The sequence below is a fragment of the Flavitalea antarctica genome (assembly GCF_054461535.1).
On sequence record NZ_JBTLQG010000021.1, the window covers coordinates 26,350 to 42,156 of the forward strand.

Consider the following 15,807-nt stretch of genomic DNA (forward strand, 5'->3'; position numbering starts at 1 on the left):
TCGATGTTTTTTAAGAAGTTTATTAGTTAAGTGGACGCGTAGAACTTGGTTGCAATGCAATTAATGCAATTCAAACATTGCTTCGATCTCAACCGGGATATTATCTGGTAGTGAACCAAAACCAACCGCACTTCTGACACCGATCCCGTTTTCCTCTCCCCATATTGCAGCAAACAACTCACTGCACCCGTTTATAATATAGGGATGAGCAACAAAATCACTGGTGCAGTTGACCATTCCAAGTACTTTGATGACGCGTTTGATTTTGTCAAGACTGCCCAGGTTAGTTTTTATGGTGGCCAGCATGGCCAGGCCGACCTGCCTTGCTGCAAGTTTTCCCTGGTCCTTATCAAGGTCAAGCCCGATTCGCCCGATAATAAGCGTACTATTTGTTTGCACAGGTCCATGTCCGCTGAGATAGAGGTATTTGCCGTCAATAAGACAGGGTTTGTAAACCCCCAGGGGCTTAGGGGCAGGTGGTAGTTCGAGTCCAAGTTGTTCAAGCCGGCTGTCTGCTGTAGTAATTGACGTGCTCATTAATTTCAGTTTGTTATGTTATTTGATTGGTGATGTAAGCCTTCAAAGATGAGTAAAATTTACGCTAAACTTTACAACATAAAATTACAAAGTGCTACTCATGTCATTACTGAGTGTTGCAAATGCACCAAACGTTCTTTTTTCAATGTAGATAAGCAAAGAAATAAAATGAGGACGGGACATTTGTGATATATGTGCAAATAATTGAATAAATTGTAATCTGATTCCGGTAAAGAATCGCGACCGTAGCGGCCGCTGGTGGCATTTGACAATGATCGATAATCTCTCCCTATTCTATGCCAGAGAATTTAGCCCAAAAAGCCGAAGCGCAGATCGTGCTTCAGAAAAAACAGAGGAAGCAACTTATCATCAGGCAGGTAGGCATACACACACGCCTGATGTTCGCCGATCTCGTTAAACTGATTGATGTCTCAGAAGATACTATCCGCCGGGATGTTAACGAACTCGCAGACGAGGGGTTGGTGATACGCATCAAAGGTGGTGTTATGACTGCGGCTTATCATGTAAGCCAACAAACCATTACTTATTCGCACACGGATAAGATCATCATAGCCGACAAGGCTATAGGACTGCTGAGAAACGGCATGATAGTACTCACGGGAGGCGGTACTTCCGTAAGGGAATTGATCAAACGGATTCCTGATAACCTCCAGGCGACCTTCATCACGTTAAACCCGCTTACAGCGGCGGCACTACTTGACAAGCCCAATATAAAAACAATTATGATTGGCGGCTGCGTTTCTGCTTACAGCCAAATGGTTGTTGGTGGTGAGGTTTATACTGCCTTATCTAACATCAGGGCTGATCTATGTATTCTGGGCATAAACGCAATCGATATCAGGTATGGGCTAACAGATTCTGACTGGGAGACCGTCCAGGTAAAAAAGGCAATGGTCAGAGCCGCCCAAAGGATCGCCATACTGACTATTTCCGAAAAACTGAACACAACGATGCAGATAAAAATTGCTGACCTCTCAGAGATCGATTATCTGGTAACGGAACTGCATCCCGACAGCGAGTTATTAAACCGCTATCATTCAAGGAAGATTACGATTTTATGAGGCGCTTTAATAATAAGTTGAATCGATTTTAGAGTACGATTTAAAATTAAGTTCTGGCCTGTTCCCTTCCTGTTGATTCACACCCTACCTATTTTTTTTTGCGTGGTAGTTTTGCAAGCACCTGTTCATAGGAGTGTTTAATCCATTCCCTTAGCAAAGAATCCGGTATGGAGTGATCAATTAGTATAGTGTTCCAGTGTTTTTTATTCATGTGGTAACCCGGTTGTACCGCAGCATATCTTTCCCTTAATTCTGTAACAAGCTCCGGATCACATTTAAGATTGATGCTGTCAAAATTTTCTATACCTGCGAGTGCAAATATTTTTCCCTTTACTTTAAATACCAGCGTGTCTGGACCAAATGGAAGTTCCTCAGTGGTATCGTGAAGGGATAAACAATAGTTACGAAATGATTCTATATCCATAAAATTTTGTCTTACTGATTTTTACCCGAATATCTCTACATATTTCCGGTCAATTTTCCTTGAATGGCTATAATTTTTCTTTCCTTCAATGACCATAATTTGTCCGATTATTTCCAGTCATTATTATTGAATGGAAATAATTTTTTCAGATTGTTTCCGGTCGTTTTGTATTAGATCGACATATTTTTCCCAATTAACCTCAGTAATTATGTCCTTGTATTACAAAGATAATCCGTCAACAAATTGCCATTTCCTGTTTGCGGTCACACGTTCCGGATTTCGATTTCCACTCTTAACCACTGGTCCCGCTGGCCCGATGCCGCCTGATTCAAAAATCTGACATACATGGAAGTAAAATATATATCTTAATGGATTGTTTTTCATTGAGTTGCAAGATATGCACCCTTTAAGGAACTTATCCACTTTTTGGAGAATTAATATTGCGTAATCCAATTATTCATTTACTTGCGGCTTCAATCATTTTATATGATCGCCAATACTACAAAACCTACGCTTTCTGATTACCTCGAGTTATATCAGTATCTAAGTGTGCTGACAGAAGAACAAATTACAAAACTAAGGAGAGTGGCTGTTGGTATACTTCCGTTATCCGCTTTCACTTCGGATGAATTACTGCAGCTGGCAAATAAAATGCAGGCGCAACTTTCCTGATTATTGAGTTTCAGCACTCAGTTCCCCTAAAACCTGCCTTACGGCAGGCATAGTACTCATTCTCAGCTACCTGATTTGACGGAATGCTTAAATCTCCTAGCTTTGATATTGCTATGCGAAAAACCTACACCAGCCCCGCAGAATTGCAATCTGACCTTGCTTCCGCTATAAATGGAAACCAGGAACTGCCCACGCATGATCTTATCTATGACGATGTATTGATAGATCATACAATGGTAAGATCTATCCAGGATTTAAATATCCTGGTAACGCAGGCGCATGTCCGTGACCGGGGCTTTCAGTCTGTACCAACGGCAGGAATCATCGCTTTGTTCGAAGGTCCTTCAGCTTCCTCCAAAATACTTATTGCTAACCTGCTGGCGAAACAGGCAGGTGTTGAAGTCAGCATCATTAATCTCTCAAAAGTCATTTCAAAATACATCGGGGAGACCGAGAAAAATCTTACAAAGATTTTTGAGGAAGCAGATAAAAGTGGTGATATACTTTTCTTTGATGAAGCGGATGCCCTGTTTGGCAAGAGGAATGATATCAAGGATTCTCATGACCGGTACGCAAATACTGAGTTGGCGAAATTTACAAGGCTTGCAGAAAACAGGAATGGACTTACTATAGTCTCTGTTAAAGGTAAACCAAACATTGATGAGGGTTTTAAAAGAAGGTTGCGTACCATTTTGTTTTCAAAGAGATAGCTTTACCCTGGTCCTTTCCCGGTAACTTTCATGCATTCGAGCCCTATATTTAAAATCCAATTCAATACTTATGAACAGAAGAAATATTATTAAAACATTTGCTGGAACCCTTGCATCCCTTGCTGTTTCCAATAAAATTTCCGCCGCCGGTTTTAAAAAGCTGACAAACGGGTTAGCCACCATGGAATTCCAGCCCACCTGGGAGTCCCTCAGGCAATATTCAGTTCCTGAGTGGTATCGGGATGCAAAATTTGGTATATGGGCGCACTGGGGCCCTCAATGTCAACCTCACAGTGGCGATTGGTATGCCAGGGAAATGTATATGGAGGGAACTGATAAGTATAAGATCCATCAAAAAAAATATGGGCATCAGTCGCAATTTGGTTTCAAGGATGTGATCAATCAATGGAAAGCAGAAAAATGGCAACCTGATGAACTGATGTCACTATACAAAGCCGCGGGTGCGAAATATTTTGTAGCACTGGCAAACCATCACGACAATCTCGATTTATATAATAGTTCGCATCAACAGTGGAACTCAGTCCGGGTCGGTCCAAAGAAAGACATAGTCGGCGCATGGGCGAATGCTGCGCGAAAAAATGGTTTGTATTTTGGGGCCAGTGTTCACGCTTCACATGCCTGGAGTTGGTACGAAACTTCACGAAGAGCCGACAAAACCGGGCCAAAAGCTGGAATACCCTACGATGGATCAATCACAAAAAAAGATGGCAAAGGTAAATGGTGGGATGGACTTGATCCACAGGAGCTATATGCACAGGATCACCCGTTAAGTGAGAACAGTTTTGATAATGCAACGATTCATAAACAGTGGAGCTGGGGGAACGGCGTGGCAGCACCGTCCCAGGCCTATATTGATAAGTTTTATAAACGCACGATTGAGCTGATCGATAAATACGAACCCGATCTCCTTTATTTTGATGATACCGTTTTGCCCTTATGGCCGGTTAGTGATGCCGGTCTCAGGATAGCGGCCCACTTGTATAACAAAAGTATATTCCGGAAAGGCTCGGTCCAGGCGGTGTTAAATGGGAAGGTGCTTGACGAAGAACAGCGGAAATGTATGGTTTGGGACATTGAAAGAGGTCAAAGCAACAGTATAGAACCGCTGCCATGGCAAACCGATACCTGCATGGGTAACTGGCATTATGATGACCAGGTGTTCATTAATCATCAGTATAAATCTGCCCGGACCATCATTCATACATTGATTGATGTTGTTAGTAAAAATGGTAATTTATTACTAAGTGTACCGGTGCGCGGCGATGGTACTATTGATTCAGATGAGAGAGCAATAGTTCAGGAGATAGGGAAGTGGATGCGTGTTTATAGTGAGTGTATTTACAATACGAGGCCATGGAAAATATTTGGGGAAGGACCTGCCATGAATTCACAGGTAGCCATAAAAGCCCAGGGGTTCAATGAAGGCAAAGGAAAATCATTTACGGCAGAAGATATCAGGTTCACCAGGAAAGGAAAGTTTTTATATGCCATGCCATTGGGGACACCTGCCGGAGCTAAGCTGATCATAAAATCACTCGCTGAAAATGCAACACATTTCTCTGGAAAAATCGAGCGTGTAGTATTGGTTGGTAATAACCAGGATCTTGAGTTCAAAGTCAGTGCTGACGGCCTCGAGGTTGTACTCCCGGAATCAGTACGAAATGAATACGCTTATGCGGTCAGGATAACGATCTGACAAAAAAACCGTAATATCAATAAATGATGACTACACTTATAACAATTGCGACATGAAAGAGAGGGAATCGGGCTGGTTAAAGAAGCACGGAGGAAAAATTGTAAACGTCGTATTAATTACGCTGGTGCTCCTGCTCATCTTTGTTCCTGATGCAAAATCATGGATGATGCGCCAATTGCTTTGGACAGGTTTATTTAATGTGCAGGTAGAGAAAGAAGTATCAGCTCCGGATAAGAATATCAGTGAACTGGGGCTCACATTTGTAGACAGTGCGGGAGTTAATTTGTCTTCAGACTCCCTGAAAGGCAGAGTTGTATTTATAAATTTCTGGGCCACATGGTGCCCGCCCTGCCGGGCCGAGATGCCTTCCTTAAACAGGTTGGTTAAAACGTTTGAAAATGATAAGGATGTTGTTTTTCTATTTGTAAGTGAAGATGAAGAACTGTCTAAAGCACAGGATTATTTGCGTAGCCACCAATACCGGTTACCGCTATACAGTACACGGGGTGAGGGGACAGGGAATTATTATTCCGGTATCCTGCCCACCACCCTGGTGTTCGATAAAGCCGGCCACCTGGTACATAAACAGGAAGGCATGGCAAACTACCATACTGAAAACTTCATCTCCACATTACGGGAGCTTCAATAGACAAGTTGATCTCAACCTGCCATATTTTATGTTCAGGCTTTCGTCCCCAAAGCAGGGATGTTAATCGCGCTCTGACTCAGCCATTTTTCTTTGTTGCTCGAGGTCGGCCATGTTGCCACCCTTTGGACTGTCATCATCATCTTCATCTTCTTCATCGTCCTCATCTTCGTCATCTTCATCTCCTTCCAGCTGGCTATATTGATAGGAGAGTGTATCATCAAAGATCTGGTAATCGAAATTGGTTTTTGCTTCTCCTGCCGCATATACGAAAGCAAAATTGAGATCATAGAGGTCGTCCTCCGTTAACCACTCTTCCTCTGTAGCTAGTACGATCCATTTATACAGGGAAAGGTTTACATCGTCCGACTCGATCTTTTCTGCGAGATTTTTCTTTTCGATCACAAATCGGTTCGACCCGTTTCCTTTCCATTGGATAGTTGTCGCGGTTACTTCCCAGTTTCCTATTTTCATGTGATTACTTTACTTTTTTAGCACCAAGAGCATGCCAGTACCAGCTTCGTTTAAAAGTTCCTTAATCATAAGTTACTTTCAGGAGGCTGCCATCACCTGTACTTGTAACATACCAGGTGTGATCATTAACCTGTTTGAGACAGGCCGGTCTGTTTAAACCCCCGGTAAGTTCTTTCATCGAATTGCCGTTTGCCCACACAAGACGGCCACTGTTTGGAACAAAACCCATCTGGCCGAACTGGCCATGTTCCAGGACCAGTTTGCCTTTTCTGCCTCCTTCAGCCAGGTCAACAAGGGTTGTGAAACCTGGCTGATAAACTGACAGTGCTCCTCCTGTTGTGAGTTTGTAGATGTTTGCCTTCCCTGACGGAAATGGAAAACCGGTTAGGGTGGTGATCAGTAAATGCTGACCATCATAATGAATTGATGTGGGTACCTGGTGGATCTGTGGGGGACCTACCGGTGTGGGATTGGCAATCGGGGGAAATTCATATACTACACTCAATGCTCCATTACTGGCACGACGAATAATGGCATTAGAAGCGGCATCGGTGAGATATAGATTTCCTTCATCGCCTGCAGTGATACCGTAGGCATGCGTCTCATATATCTTGTATTTGAAATCATAATCAAGTATAAAAGGTGCTATTTCTTCAAAGGGCAGTGTAGACGCATCTTTTGCAGGATCGCCTGTGATATATGCTGAAGGATTAGCTTTGTATAATTTACTGTGGCTGCCTACGATATAGAGAACTCCTTTTGAAATCAGCAGGTGTCCGGGACCTTCTATCTCACCATTATCGATTTTATAAGAATCAAATCCGGTGTATACAGGATATTTCCTGCCATCTTTTGTGACAACAGAAACCTTTCCGTCGTTTTTGCCCGTACCCATCTCCGCCACCCAGATCCTTCCATACTGATCTGTTTCCACCCCAATAGGGAGAGCGAAATCTTTTGCGATGGTGGTGATTTTTACCTGCGGTTCGAGGTAATCTTTTATTTTATGACAGCTACCGGCAATCAGCAAAATGCCAAACAGCAATAGCGCCGGAAAAAGCGATTTTGAACACCTGGTGTAAAGGGTTGAAGAGAGTTTCATGTTTAAAGAGTTTAGTGATTATTTGATCAGACAACAATTGGTGCTTCACAGGCATAAAGGCGTAGTCAAGTCCACCGTACCTGGAACGTCAGGTAAATGGAGATCACAGATATTCACTAATCAGATGGAGGGAAGACTTCGGTTATCCATGGGGTCGGGACGAAATCGGGTACCGGGGTTGAATTTAACTAAGTCGGAAGGCCGGATTTTGCAATTGATTCGTCGGGCAGCATATTGACGCACCATCAGAGACCTATTGTAAGAAGCTTAACCGGATAAATCGTATGCGTATTTCTGCAAAAAATGATTGTGGTAGTGAAGGTAAGTAACAAGAATCTCAGGTTCACTGAGCCGGATGCACCGAAAGCATAGCAGACTGTTTAAGGAGCGAAAACTGGTCGATAGACTGCTTTGCGTTGAGGGGTTATACCGGATCGTCCCGTAGTCTTGATAAAATTAATAAGTTTTTTCCAAATAAAGCAACAAGTTTTTGTTGTGCCTCGTCCGGGTGAGTTGATCATGTGGTTACATCATGAAAAGCCTGGCAACCGATATGTAGAAATTTATACATTTCGTCAAATAGATTTTTCTGTCTTTGATCTTCTGGTGATTTTGGGACAAATATGGTTTTATGAAACACTATTACCTCGTCAATCCCCTGGTTCTATTAATGCTGATGTTCTTCCTCCTTAACATTGCAGCTTCCTGCAAGGCACAGGGTCAGAATATTAAAAAAAAGCAGGTGTCGTCTCAGAAATTCGTGGAGGCGCGTTGTGATGGATGTGAGGTAATGTGGGTAGGGGCTCCTGCCCGGATAGATTCCAAAGATACCAGTGCCGGTTGGAAGGAGCCCGGGCAGAAACTGATCATCTCCGGAAAAATTTTCAGGAAAGATGGGCGTACAGCCGCGCCCAATGTTATAGTCTACTATTACCATACAGATAACGAGGGATATTATTCCAACGCAGATGGCCTGCCTGCAGAGGCAAAACGGCATGGGCATCTCAGGGGCTGGGTTAAATCGGACGAGGCGGGAAACTATGCTATTTATACTATTCGTCCGGCTCCTTACCCAAAGGAAAACATCCCGGCTCACGTGCATTTACTGGTAAAAGAGCCGGAGATTGCCAATGAGTATTATGTTGATGAACTGGTGTTTGATGACGATAAACTGGTAACCCCCGAAAATAAACGCACATTCGAGAACCGTGGTGGATCAGGGATCTTGAAAGTGAATAAGAAAAATCAGATACTTACCGCTTCACACGATATCATTCTGGGCCTGAACATTCCCGGTTATCCTGACAAATAAATGGTCCATTCATCCATCTAATGCCGGGAGATGGATGTAATGTTACGAGCTGCTATACAGCCAGGTGATTTTTCAGTCAGGTGATTTTTTTAGATTTGCGGAACACCCAGTAAATCCCGGTTCCTAAATGCCTGCAACTTTCAGTGCCATCACCTTTCATTCAATCTGCGATATGCTTGGCACTGAGGATGCTGATCTTGGCAGCATTTTGAACAGGTTCGGTTATCCTCCTTTATGGAGCAGACGGAACACCTTTGAGACGATAGTACATTTTATACTTGAACAACAGGTATCGCTGGCTTCTGCTTTATCAGCCTTACAAAAGCTAAAGCAGCATTTGACTGATGTTACCCCTGAAGGGGTAATGAGGATGTCTGAAGAAGAAATGCGGGCCTGCTATTGCAGCCGGCAAAAACAGGCCTATATCAAAAACGTTGCTTCAGCTATAATAAATGGAACGCTCGACCTGCCTGCCTTCGACACTTTGGAAGATGATGAGATCAGGATGCAATTAACCAGGTTAAAAGGAATTGGGAACTGGACTGCGGATGTTTACCTGATGTTTGTACTTCAACGTGCAGATATTTTTCCTGCCGGGGACCTGGCTGCTGTAAATTCACTTAAATCGTTAAAGGGGCTGGGTGCAGACTCCGGCAAAAACCAGGTGCTTGCGATCAGTAATCATTGGAAACCTTACAGAACCATCGCCACGATGATGCTCTGGCATCTGTACCTCAGTCAGCGCGCATCGAAAAATAAATAGCAATCGGTGTTGATTCTTTGTAAATATTTCCACTTATAACGGCAATAAAGCATCCCTGACTTATAATACTTTGCAGTGAGTGTTCGTTTGATCAGTATATCCGAAGTCCTGGATCATGCTGCATGTATAACTGTAAAATTCAGGCGATTTAAAAGTTATCCGGACCGCCCACATGTTACTTAAGCGAATTACCATATATCTTACCGTTGATGAAGATACCATTGATTCCTATTTCAACATTCACGATCCCTCTCCATTATATAAGCGGCAGCTAAACCAGGAGTTCGAGCAATACATAATGTCGTCAATCGTCGCTATTAAGCGATATTCAGTGATCAGGTATAAACTGGTGTGTAAAAAAGAATCTGATAAGAAGTTTGTGGAACCCCTGATCCATGCTGTTCGCCGGCATTTCTCCATTCAGAAATCAATCAAAGAATCCCAGTTTACAAAATTCAAAAAGAGCTCCTATAAATTACTTGGATTCAGTTTGTCCATGGTGGTAATCTGTCATTTGATCCTCGCAGCATTCACAATGACCAATGAAACCATGCATTCCATTTTTGAGAATGCAATGGAGGTATTTAGCTGGGTTATCCTTTGGCGACCCATAAATGAACTGGTATTCGGGTGGAATCCATATCTCAAAGATATTTCGATATTCGACCGTTTGATAAATGCAGATGTTGTTACAAGCGAAATGTATGCTGTGGAACTTAAACAACCGGAGCAACAAATATGCGTCGCATCCTGACAATCATATTCCTGCTGTTGATCTCTTCCGGAACTTTTTCGCAACATGAATTAGGTATTGAACAGTATTCTTACGTCGGGGCGGGTCAGGCCGGGGCATTGGTTCCCATCGCTCATTTCAAAACAAATTCCAACTGGTATGCCGAGGCAAGGTATAACTATGATGAACTGAATACATTTTCATTGTATGCAGGTCGTACTTTTTCAGGCGAAAGAAACCTGGCGTACTCCATTACTCCAATGATCGGCGGGATGGCGGGAAGGAGCCGTGGTGGCTCATTTGCGTTGAACACTGAATTTGACTTCAGGGGATTCAATTTTTCTTCTCAGTCGCAATACAGTATGAATGCCGACAACAGGATTTATAATTATTTCTTTAGCTGGTCGGAGCTTTCCTATCAACCACTTCAATGGTTATATGCAGGAGTCAGTCTGCAGAATACACAGATGTACCGTTCGCTTTCATTGAACGAACCAGGCATCCTGGTTGGTTTATCTTATAAGCAGTGGAACCTGCCTGTATACAGTTTTAATCCTTTCGCAGACGAAAGATATTTTGTAGTGGGCCTTAACTGGGCCTTCACTTATGGAAGTGTTGCAAAAAAGAAACCTACTCCTGTTCTGGTTCAAAATCCATAGTATTTTACTGGCTCTGCGGCAAAGCTCTATTGCTCCATGTATCCACTTATCGTACGGTAGGTGATGGACTTAAATTTTGAAACGGTAATGCTGAGATCAAATTAAAAGTTATTACCCCCGTTGTAAGTATTCCTTCAAACTACTAATTAACTGTCTTTATGAAAATCCCAATTATCTCATTGATTCTGCTTTCCTGCACAGCTCAGTCTTATGCACAGGTAGGCGTTGGTACAACTACTCCTAATTCTACCCTGGATGTAAGAGGTTCTATATCTACCGGGTACAGGACCTTTACTTCGAATTCATCTGCGCTGATTACCGACAATGTCTTGGTTTTTACCGGTACAACAGCAGCTACACTTACTTTACCAACGGCTGCATCAATCGCCGGCAGAAGTTACCAGATCAAAAATGCGAGTCTAACCGGTCCAACACCAGCGGTTACAGTAGCCACTACTTCGGGTCAGACCATCGATGGTTTGGCTAACTGGTCACTTACCGGCCTTTATCAGACCGTTACAGTTGTGAGTGATGGCACTAACTGGAATATTGTAAGTTTTCTTCCGACCAGCTCAAGTATAAGCTGGAGCCAGACTGGTAACAGCAACATTAATACCGCAACCAATTTTCTTGGTACTACTGATGATAAGCAACTGATCTTTAAATCCAATAATCAATCTTTTATTGAATTTGGGCGCAGGCAAACCCTTGGTCTTACACAGGGATATACAGATTACAACGACAACAATGAGAAGGTAACATATATACGTTCTGCACTCCAGTTTGAAGCTGCCGGGGCGGATTTTTACAAACCAAAAATGTATACTGACGTTAACGGAAACTTCCGGGTTAAGGGAAGCTCCGCCGGTACGGATTATTTTGAATTCGGATCAACCGGTACCAACAACAGCGGCGGTTTTGAATTTATTATTGGCGATGATGGAGATGAGCCAATGGTCTTCAAGAGCTACCATTACCTCAATGGTATGTCAGAAATTATGCGATTGCAAAGCGGTAGAATGGCAGTCGGATCTAACGCCTTTAATGCTTCGAATCCTGAAAAATTATTGATCGATGCAGGTACTACTACCTCGTATAACCTGATGACCGGTAAAGGAAGCATAGACAATTATTTGCAGATTAACGTACAGAACAGGTCGTCGGGAACAAGTGCAAGCTCTGACCTTGTTGCCACGGCCGATAATGGGACTGAAACTTCGAACTATATCGATATGGGAGTGAATTCCAGTCTTTATAACAGCACCGCTGTTCCTATTCTAAACGGTGCAAATAACACCTATCTCTATGGAGCTGGAAATGACCTGACCGTCGGTAACCTCGGAAACAATAAATCTCTTATATTTTTTACGACTCCCGGCGCCAGTCAGGCTGCAGCAGCGGAGAGGATGAGGATAACGGGAGCCGGTAATGTTGGAATTGGTACTACCGCGCCAAACTCGACTCTGTCACTCAACGGTTCTTTGTCATTATCTTATCGTTCCGGTACAGGCGACTATACCATAAAAGCAACTGATCATGTTGTGATAAACACAGGTAATCCCGATGTCAATTGGACCTTGCCTGCGGCTTCAACCTGTCCCGGAAGAACCTATAAATTATTAAATCATGGTGGTGGCACGGTAACTTTAAACGAACTTGTAAGAACCAATTCCTCCACTACTATTACCGTCATACAGAACACGACCGGAAACTTCCTGGAAATTATGTCCGATGGTAGTCAATGGAGGCGTCTTCATTAAGGAGCACTTTCACTTATACTAAACACTATGAAACTATTTCCAAATATTATTCTCTTTGCAATAACGATTGCTTTGGGCTATAGCCTGCAGGCACAGGTTAGCGTGCAGAATACCGGGATCCTGTTCATTGCCGGCCCGTCCAATACACTATATATTAATGGCTCACTAACCAATGCATCCGGATCGGCTCTCACCAACAATGGTAACATGTACGTGACAGGCAACATTTCCAATAGCCAGGCGTCCATGGCTGCTGGTTCCGGCGTTTTGTACCTCAATGGAAGCACACAGCAGCAGATCATTGGAACCCAGGTTTTCAGAACAAATAACCTCGTAACAAGTAATAGTGCGGGCATCCTGCTGAACAATGATTTAAGTGTTGCCGGGGCTCATACGTTTACGTCGGGTATCATTTCATCGTCTGCTACCCCAAACTACCTGATCTATGAAGCGGGATCATCATACAGTGGTGATGCAGACTCAAGACATGTAAACGGCTGGGTGAGAAAAACCGGGACAACCGCATTTTCATTTCCAACGGGCAACGGAACCGTTGTAAGAAAGATAGCTGTAAGTAACATATCATCATCAACGGTGTTTAATGCCAGATTCGCAGGTGCCACTACCAATACCGGCAACGTTGTGTCACCACTTTTCACTGTTGATCAGAATGAATACTGGCAACTCAATAAGGTAAGTGGTGGTTCAGCGAATGTGGATATGAACTGGGACAATTCAAAAGTAAGTATGCCAAATTATGGTATTGCGGATATCAGGGTAGCCAATTACATTGGCGGCAACTGGACCCAGGTTGGTGGAGCAGCTTCCGGTAACACAAGTTCCACAGGTGCTGTTTCATCGAACCTGATTTCTTCTTTTGGTGCTTTTACCTTCGGTAGCGTTTCAGTGATCCTTCCGGTACAGTTGCTTAATTTCTCGGCCCGGAAAAGTAACACCGGCGTACTGCTGAAATGGAACACAACAAACGAAGTAAATGTCAATCATCACGAAGCTCAGCGGAGTGAAGACGGGTTGGTATTTTCAAAGATTGGCACTGTGCCCGGGAGAAACAATGCGGCCAACGAAGCTTATGATTTTTTTGACGCAAAAACTTTGACGGCCACGACTTATTATCGTCTGAGAAGTGTTGATAACGATGGACGTTCCACTTTATCAGAAATCGTATCAGTTTCGCCGGATCAACCTGTGTCTGCTGAAATCACTATCGTCAATCCTGCTTTAAAGACGATATACGGGTTCACGAACACGCTCACCGGCATCTATCAGTATCAGTTGAATTCATTGTCTGGTCAGATCGTACAGCAGGGCAGTGTAACGATAAGTGCATCCGGTTTCAGTATCCCATTATCAGGATCAGTAAACAAAGGCATGTATTTGTTAAGCCTCCGGAAGCCAGGATTTAACATGGTTCGTAAAGTGATAGTAGAAAACTAAATCAATAAAGTCTTATTAATATCTGTCCGTCCTTGTCTAATACATGAGGACGGATTTTTTTCTACCAAAAAAAAAACCGCAAGGATTTGCGGGTCATATAGTGAAACAAATTGATCAGATTCAGGAAAACAGTCTTTTAAGGAATGATGACTGGGCCTTAGGTGCGGGACCGGTGCGTACTACTGCATTTTCTGCCCGATCCATGATACTCTTTAACTTTTCTGAATTGAGTGATGATTTAACTATATAGTCCAGCGCGCCATGTTGAATAGTGTTTACTGCTATCGAGATTTCTTCCTGCCCCGAGATAAATATCACGACGATCGAAGCATCGATCTGTTTTATTTCTTTTAGCACATCCAGACCATTGAGGCCATCCATGTTATAATCAAGAAAAATTATTTCCGGTTTGTGAATGGAAACATGTTCAATGCAATCGCTCCCATTGTCATAAAGATAGACGCGCGTATAACCAAGTTGTTTAAGAAACTGCTGATACAGGTTCAGGCACAGGGCGTCATCATCAACCAGGAAAATCGGGATATTTGGGTCTTTGGGCATCTTTGGTATTTATGATGACTGTTGGCGGTGTCTTATTATACTTACCGAAGCCCTTGCAGCCGCAGTCCGCAAGTATTTTATAACGTCCCGGTACCCGTTCATATTGCAACCACAGGGTTAACGCTGCGTATTTAATCCATTAGTTTTATCAGCATCCGGGCAATCACTTCATAACCTTTATCCGAAGGATGTAATCCGTCATATGTCATGTCTATTGCTTCCGGCGGATATGGATAGTCATCGGTTTCGGGGTTGAATGGAACAGTGGTAAACGCCGGATATTTGAAGTTTTTATATTCTCCCGACGCAGGGTCACGGAGCCTCTTGAAATTCACTATATTCTTTTGCGTTATGCCGCTTTTATTAAAGAGGTCAACAACGTCAATTTTTTCCGCGTTCCCTATGTCTTTTATTGCTGAAGCAAAGGCCGACAATGACTGACCATTTTTTTCCTTATAGGAACCGAAGGCGTTGTTTTTCATGTTGTTTATATACACGAAGTCTGATCGTTGCAGTGGCGTGATCAGGATGATCTTTGCTTTGGGATTAAGACTTCGCAATTTATTAACAATTACCCGGAAGGAGCCATAAAGTGTCTTAGTGCCGGTATTTTGCTGATAATCCACAAGTGAACCGATCGGTCTGCCCTGCCACCAGTCGTTCGTACCCAGGAAAACGGTATAAATATCCGCAGGTGTCAGCTTAAGCTCTTCTATCTTATCCGCAATTCCGGCCGACGTCCAGCCATTGTGTCCCTGGTTGATATAATTGATCGAAGGAAGCTTTTCTTTTATAAGGGTCATGTAGCCTTTTGTAACGCGGTTCCCCGTTTCATCCAGATGTTCATTCAGGTAGGTTATTGAGTCGCCGATAGCCACCCAGGTGACTTCTTTTTTCTGAAATGAAGTACAAAGCAAAAGGAGGCAGGAAAATGCCAGGATTTTTTTCATCAGGTTAATTTTTGATCTGCGTAAATGTGATTTTTCCGGCTCAGTAAAGCCGGCGTCCGGGGCTTAAATGTACTGCATGCAGACCGCAATGATTCCATTCGAAAAAAAGGGGATTTCTGTTCAGAAGTATTTCTGAGAGAAGTTTAAAACTGGCAGTTAAAGTTTAAAACTGGCAGTTAAAGTTTGAAACTGGCAGATAAAGTTTACAACTGGCAGTTAAAGTTTAAACTGGCAGATAAGGTTTAAAGCT

General features: G+C 43.0%; 17 protein-coding genes. 11 read left to right on the top strand and 6 right to left on the bottom strand.

Annotated features, from left to right (window positions below; genetic code table 11):
* Nucleotides 1–60 precede the first annotated feature (60 nt).
* Entirely contained in the window at nucleotides 61–537 is a 477-nt protein-coding gene (locus tag ACX0G7_RS17510) for a RidA family protein (protein ID WP_458924809.1), read from the bottom strand.
* A 296-nt stretch (nucleotides 538–833) separates the two neighbouring features.
* Between ACX0G7_RS17510 and ACX0G7_RS17515 the strand changes: the two genes are divergently transcribed.
* Nucleotides 834–1,619 carry a DeoR/GlpR family DNA-binding transcription regulator gene (locus tag ACX0G7_RS17515; RefSeq protein WP_458924810.1) on the top strand — a complete coding sequence of 262 codons (786 nt, stop codon included), beginning with the start codon at nucleotides 834–836 and terminating at the stop codon, nucleotides 1,617–1,619.
* An 88-nt stretch (nucleotides 1,620–1,707) separates the two neighbouring features.
* Here the strand turns inward: ACX0G7_RS17515 and ACX0G7_RS17520 are convergent, their stop codons facing one another.
* Complete coding sequence (locus ACX0G7_RS17520) at nucleotides 1,708–2,043, bottom strand: MmcQ/YjbR family DNA-binding protein (RefSeq protein WP_458924811.1); 336 nt, start codon at nucleotides 2,041–2,043, stop codon at nucleotides 1,708–1,710.
* Nucleotides 2,044–2,529: 486 nt separating this feature from the next.
* Between ACX0G7_RS17520 and ACX0G7_RS17525 the strand changes: the two genes are divergently transcribed.
* From ACX0G7_RS17525 to ACX0G7_RS17540, 4 genes are all read left to right on the top strand, one after another.
* Nucleotides 2,530–2,715 (top strand): hypothetical protein, encoded by a 186-nt coding sequence (locus tag ACX0G7_RS17525; protein ID WP_458924812.1) that lies wholly within the window; start codon nucleotides 2,530–2,532, stop codon nucleotides 2,713–2,715.
* A gap of 83 nt (nucleotides 2,716–2,798) precedes the next feature.
* A complete protein-coding gene (locus ACX0G7_RS17530; protein ID WP_458924813.1) occupies nucleotides 2,799–3,425 on the top strand; it encodes an AAA family ATPase in 627 nt (208 codons plus the stop codon).
* Between the two features lie 70 nt (nucleotides 3,426–3,495).
* Entirely contained in the window at nucleotides 3,496–5,142 is a 1,647-nt protein-coding gene (locus ACX0G7_RS17535; protein ID WP_458924814.1) for an alpha-L-fucosidase, read from the top strand.
* Between the two features lie 52 nt (nucleotides 5,143–5,194).
* Nucleotides 5,195–5,791, top strand: a complete 597-nt coding sequence (locus tag ACX0G7_RS17540; protein WP_458924815.1) for a TlpA family protein disulfide reductase — start codon at nucleotides 5,195–5,197, stop codon at nucleotides 5,789–5,791.
* 60 nt (nucleotides 5,792–5,851) lie between these two features.
* Here ACX0G7_RS17540 and ACX0G7_RS17545 read toward each other — a convergent pair whose 3' ends face one another.
* Together ACX0G7_RS17545 and ACX0G7_RS17550 are read right to left on the bottom strand one after the other, a co-directional pair.
* Nucleotides 5,852–6,262 carry a hypothetical protein gene (locus ACX0G7_RS17545; protein ID WP_458924816.1) on the bottom strand — a complete coding sequence of 137 codons (411 nt, stop codon included), beginning with the start codon at nucleotides 6,260–6,262 and terminating at the stop codon, nucleotides 5,852–5,854.
* 61 nt (nucleotides 6,263–6,323) lie between these two features.
* A complete protein-coding gene (locus ACX0G7_RS17550) occupies nucleotides 6,324–7,364 on the bottom strand; it encodes a ScyD/ScyE family protein (RefSeq protein ID WP_458924817.1) in 1,041 nt (346 codons plus the stop codon).
* Between the two features lie 631 nt (nucleotides 7,365–7,995).
* On the opposite strand from ACX0G7_RS17550, the gene ACX0G7_RS17555 reads away from it, so the two are divergent.
* The 6 genes from ACX0G7_RS17555 to ACX0G7_RS17580 all read left to right on the top strand — a co-directional run bounded on the left by ACX0G7_RS17555 (nucleotide 7,996) and on the right by ACX0G7_RS17580 (nucleotide 14,046).
* A complete protein-coding gene (locus tag ACX0G7_RS17555; protein ID WP_458924818.1) occupies nucleotides 7,996–8,676 on the top strand; it encodes a dioxygenase family protein in 681 nt (226 codons plus the stop codon).
* Between the two features lie 127 nt (nucleotides 8,677–8,803).
* The gene (locus tag ACX0G7_RS17560; RefSeq protein ID WP_458924819.1) at nucleotides 8,804–9,439 is read left to right on the top strand and encodes a DNA-3-methyladenine glycosylase family protein; all 636 of its coding nucleotides are present in this window, start codon (nucleotides 8,804–8,806) and stop codon (nucleotides 9,437–9,439) included.
* Between the two features lie 172 nt (nucleotides 9,440–9,611).
* Nucleotides 9,612–10,193 carry a hypothetical protein gene (locus ACX0G7_RS17565; protein WP_458924820.1) on the top strand — a complete coding sequence of 194 codons (582 nt, stop codon included), beginning with the start codon at nucleotides 9,612–9,614 and terminating at the stop codon, nucleotides 10,191–10,193.
* A complete protein-coding gene (locus ACX0G7_RS17570) occupies nucleotides 10,178–10,831 on the top strand; it encodes a hypothetical protein (protein WP_458924821.1) in 654 nt (217 codons plus the stop codon). The genes ACX0G7_RS17565 and ACX0G7_RS17570 overlap by 16 nt, the downstream gene beginning before the upstream one ends.
* A gap of 158 nt (nucleotides 10,832–10,989) precedes the next feature.
* A complete protein-coding gene (locus ACX0G7_RS17575) occupies nucleotides 10,990–12,591 on the top strand; it encodes a hypothetical protein (RefSeq protein ID WP_458924822.1) in 1,602 nt (533 codons plus the stop codon).
* A 27-nt stretch (nucleotides 12,592–12,618) separates the two neighbouring features.
* Nucleotides 12,619–14,046, top strand: coding sequence for a T9SS type A sorting domain-containing protein (locus ACX0G7_RS17580; RefSeq protein ID WP_458924823.1), 1,428 nt, complete (start codon nucleotides 12,619–12,621; stop codon nucleotides 14,044–14,046).
* Nucleotides 14,047–14,166: 120 nt separating this feature from the next.
* Here the strand turns inward: ACX0G7_RS17580 and ACX0G7_RS17585 are convergent, their stop codons facing one another.
* Nucleotides 14,167–14,607: a response regulator gene (locus ACX0G7_RS17585; protein WP_458924824.1), complete on the bottom strand. Its 441-nt coding sequence runs from the start codon at nucleotides 14,605–14,607 to the stop codon at nucleotides 14,167–14,169.
* Between the two features lie 131 nt (nucleotides 14,608–14,738).
* Nucleotides 14,739–15,557: an SGNH/GDSL hydrolase family protein gene (locus ACX0G7_RS17590; RefSeq protein ID WP_458924825.1), complete on the bottom strand. Its 819-nt coding sequence runs from the start codon at nucleotides 15,555–15,557 to the stop codon at nucleotides 14,739–14,741.
* Between the last annotated feature and the right edge of the window lie 250 nt (nucleotides 15,558–15,807).

Excerpts from the sequence above, each read along its gene's own strand:
- ACX0G7_RS17510 (WP_458924809.1), bottom strand. The coding sequence starts at position 537 with ATGAGCACGTCAATTACTACAGCAGACAGCCGGCTTGAACAACTTGGA.
- ACX0G7_RS17515 (WP_458924810.1), top strand. The coding sequence starts at position 834 with ATGCCAGAGAATTTAGCCCAAAAAGCCGAAGCGCAGATCGTGCTTCAG.
- ACX0G7_RS17520 (WP_458924811.1), bottom strand. The coding sequence starts at position 2,043 with ATGGATATAGAATCATTTCGTAACTATTGTTTATCCCTTCACGATACC.
- ACX0G7_RS17525 (WP_458924812.1), top strand. The coding sequence starts at position 2,530 with ATGATCGCCAATACTACAAAACCTACGCTTTCTGATTACCTCGAGTTA.
- ACX0G7_RS17530 (WP_458924813.1), top strand. The coding sequence starts at position 2,799 with ATGCTTAAATCTCCTAGCTTTGATATTGCTATGCGAAAAACCTACACC.
- ACX0G7_RS17535 (WP_458924814.1), top strand. The coding sequence starts at position 3,496 with ATGAACAGAAGAAATATTATTAAAACATTTGCTGGAACCCTTGCATCC.
- ACX0G7_RS17540 (WP_458924815.1), top strand. The coding sequence starts at position 5,195 with ATGAAAGAGAGGGAATCGGGCTGGTTAAAGAAGCACGGAGGAAAAATT.
- ACX0G7_RS17545 (WP_458924816.1), bottom strand. The coding sequence starts at position 6,262 with ATGAAAATAGGAAACTGGGAAGTAACCGCGACAACTATCCAATGGAAA.
- ACX0G7_RS17550 (WP_458924817.1), bottom strand. The coding sequence starts at position 7,364 with ATGAAACTCTCTTCAACCCTTTACACCAGGTGTTCAAAATCGCTTTTT.
- ACX0G7_RS17555 (WP_458924818.1), top strand. The coding sequence starts at position 7,996 with ATGAAACACTATTACCTCGTCAATCCCCTGGTTCTATTAATGCTGATG.
- ACX0G7_RS17560 (WP_458924819.1), top strand. The coding sequence starts at position 8,804 with ATGCCTGCAACTTTCAGTGCCATCACCTTTCATTCAATCTGCGATATG.
- ACX0G7_RS17565 (WP_458924820.1), top strand. The coding sequence starts at position 9,612 with ATGTTACTTAAGCGAATTACCATATATCTTACCGTTGATGAAGATACC.
- ACX0G7_RS17570 (WP_458924821.1), top strand. The coding sequence starts at position 10,178 with ATGCGTCGCATCCTGACAATCATATTCCTGCTGTTGATCTCTTCCGGA.
- ACX0G7_RS17575 (WP_458924822.1), top strand. The coding sequence starts at position 10,990 with ATGAAAATCCCAATTATCTCATTGATTCTGCTTTCCTGCACAGCTCAG.
- ACX0G7_RS17580 (WP_458924823.1), top strand. The coding sequence starts at position 12,619 with ATGAAACTATTTCCAAATATTATTCTCTTTGCAATAACGATTGCTTTG.
- ACX0G7_RS17585 (WP_458924824.1), bottom strand. The coding sequence starts at position 14,607 with ATGCCCAAAGACCCAAATATCCCGATTTTCCTGGTTGATGATGACGCC.
- ACX0G7_RS17590 (WP_458924825.1), bottom strand. The coding sequence starts at position 15,557 with ATGAAAAAAATCCTGGCATTTTCCTGCCTCCTTTTGCTTTGTACTTCA.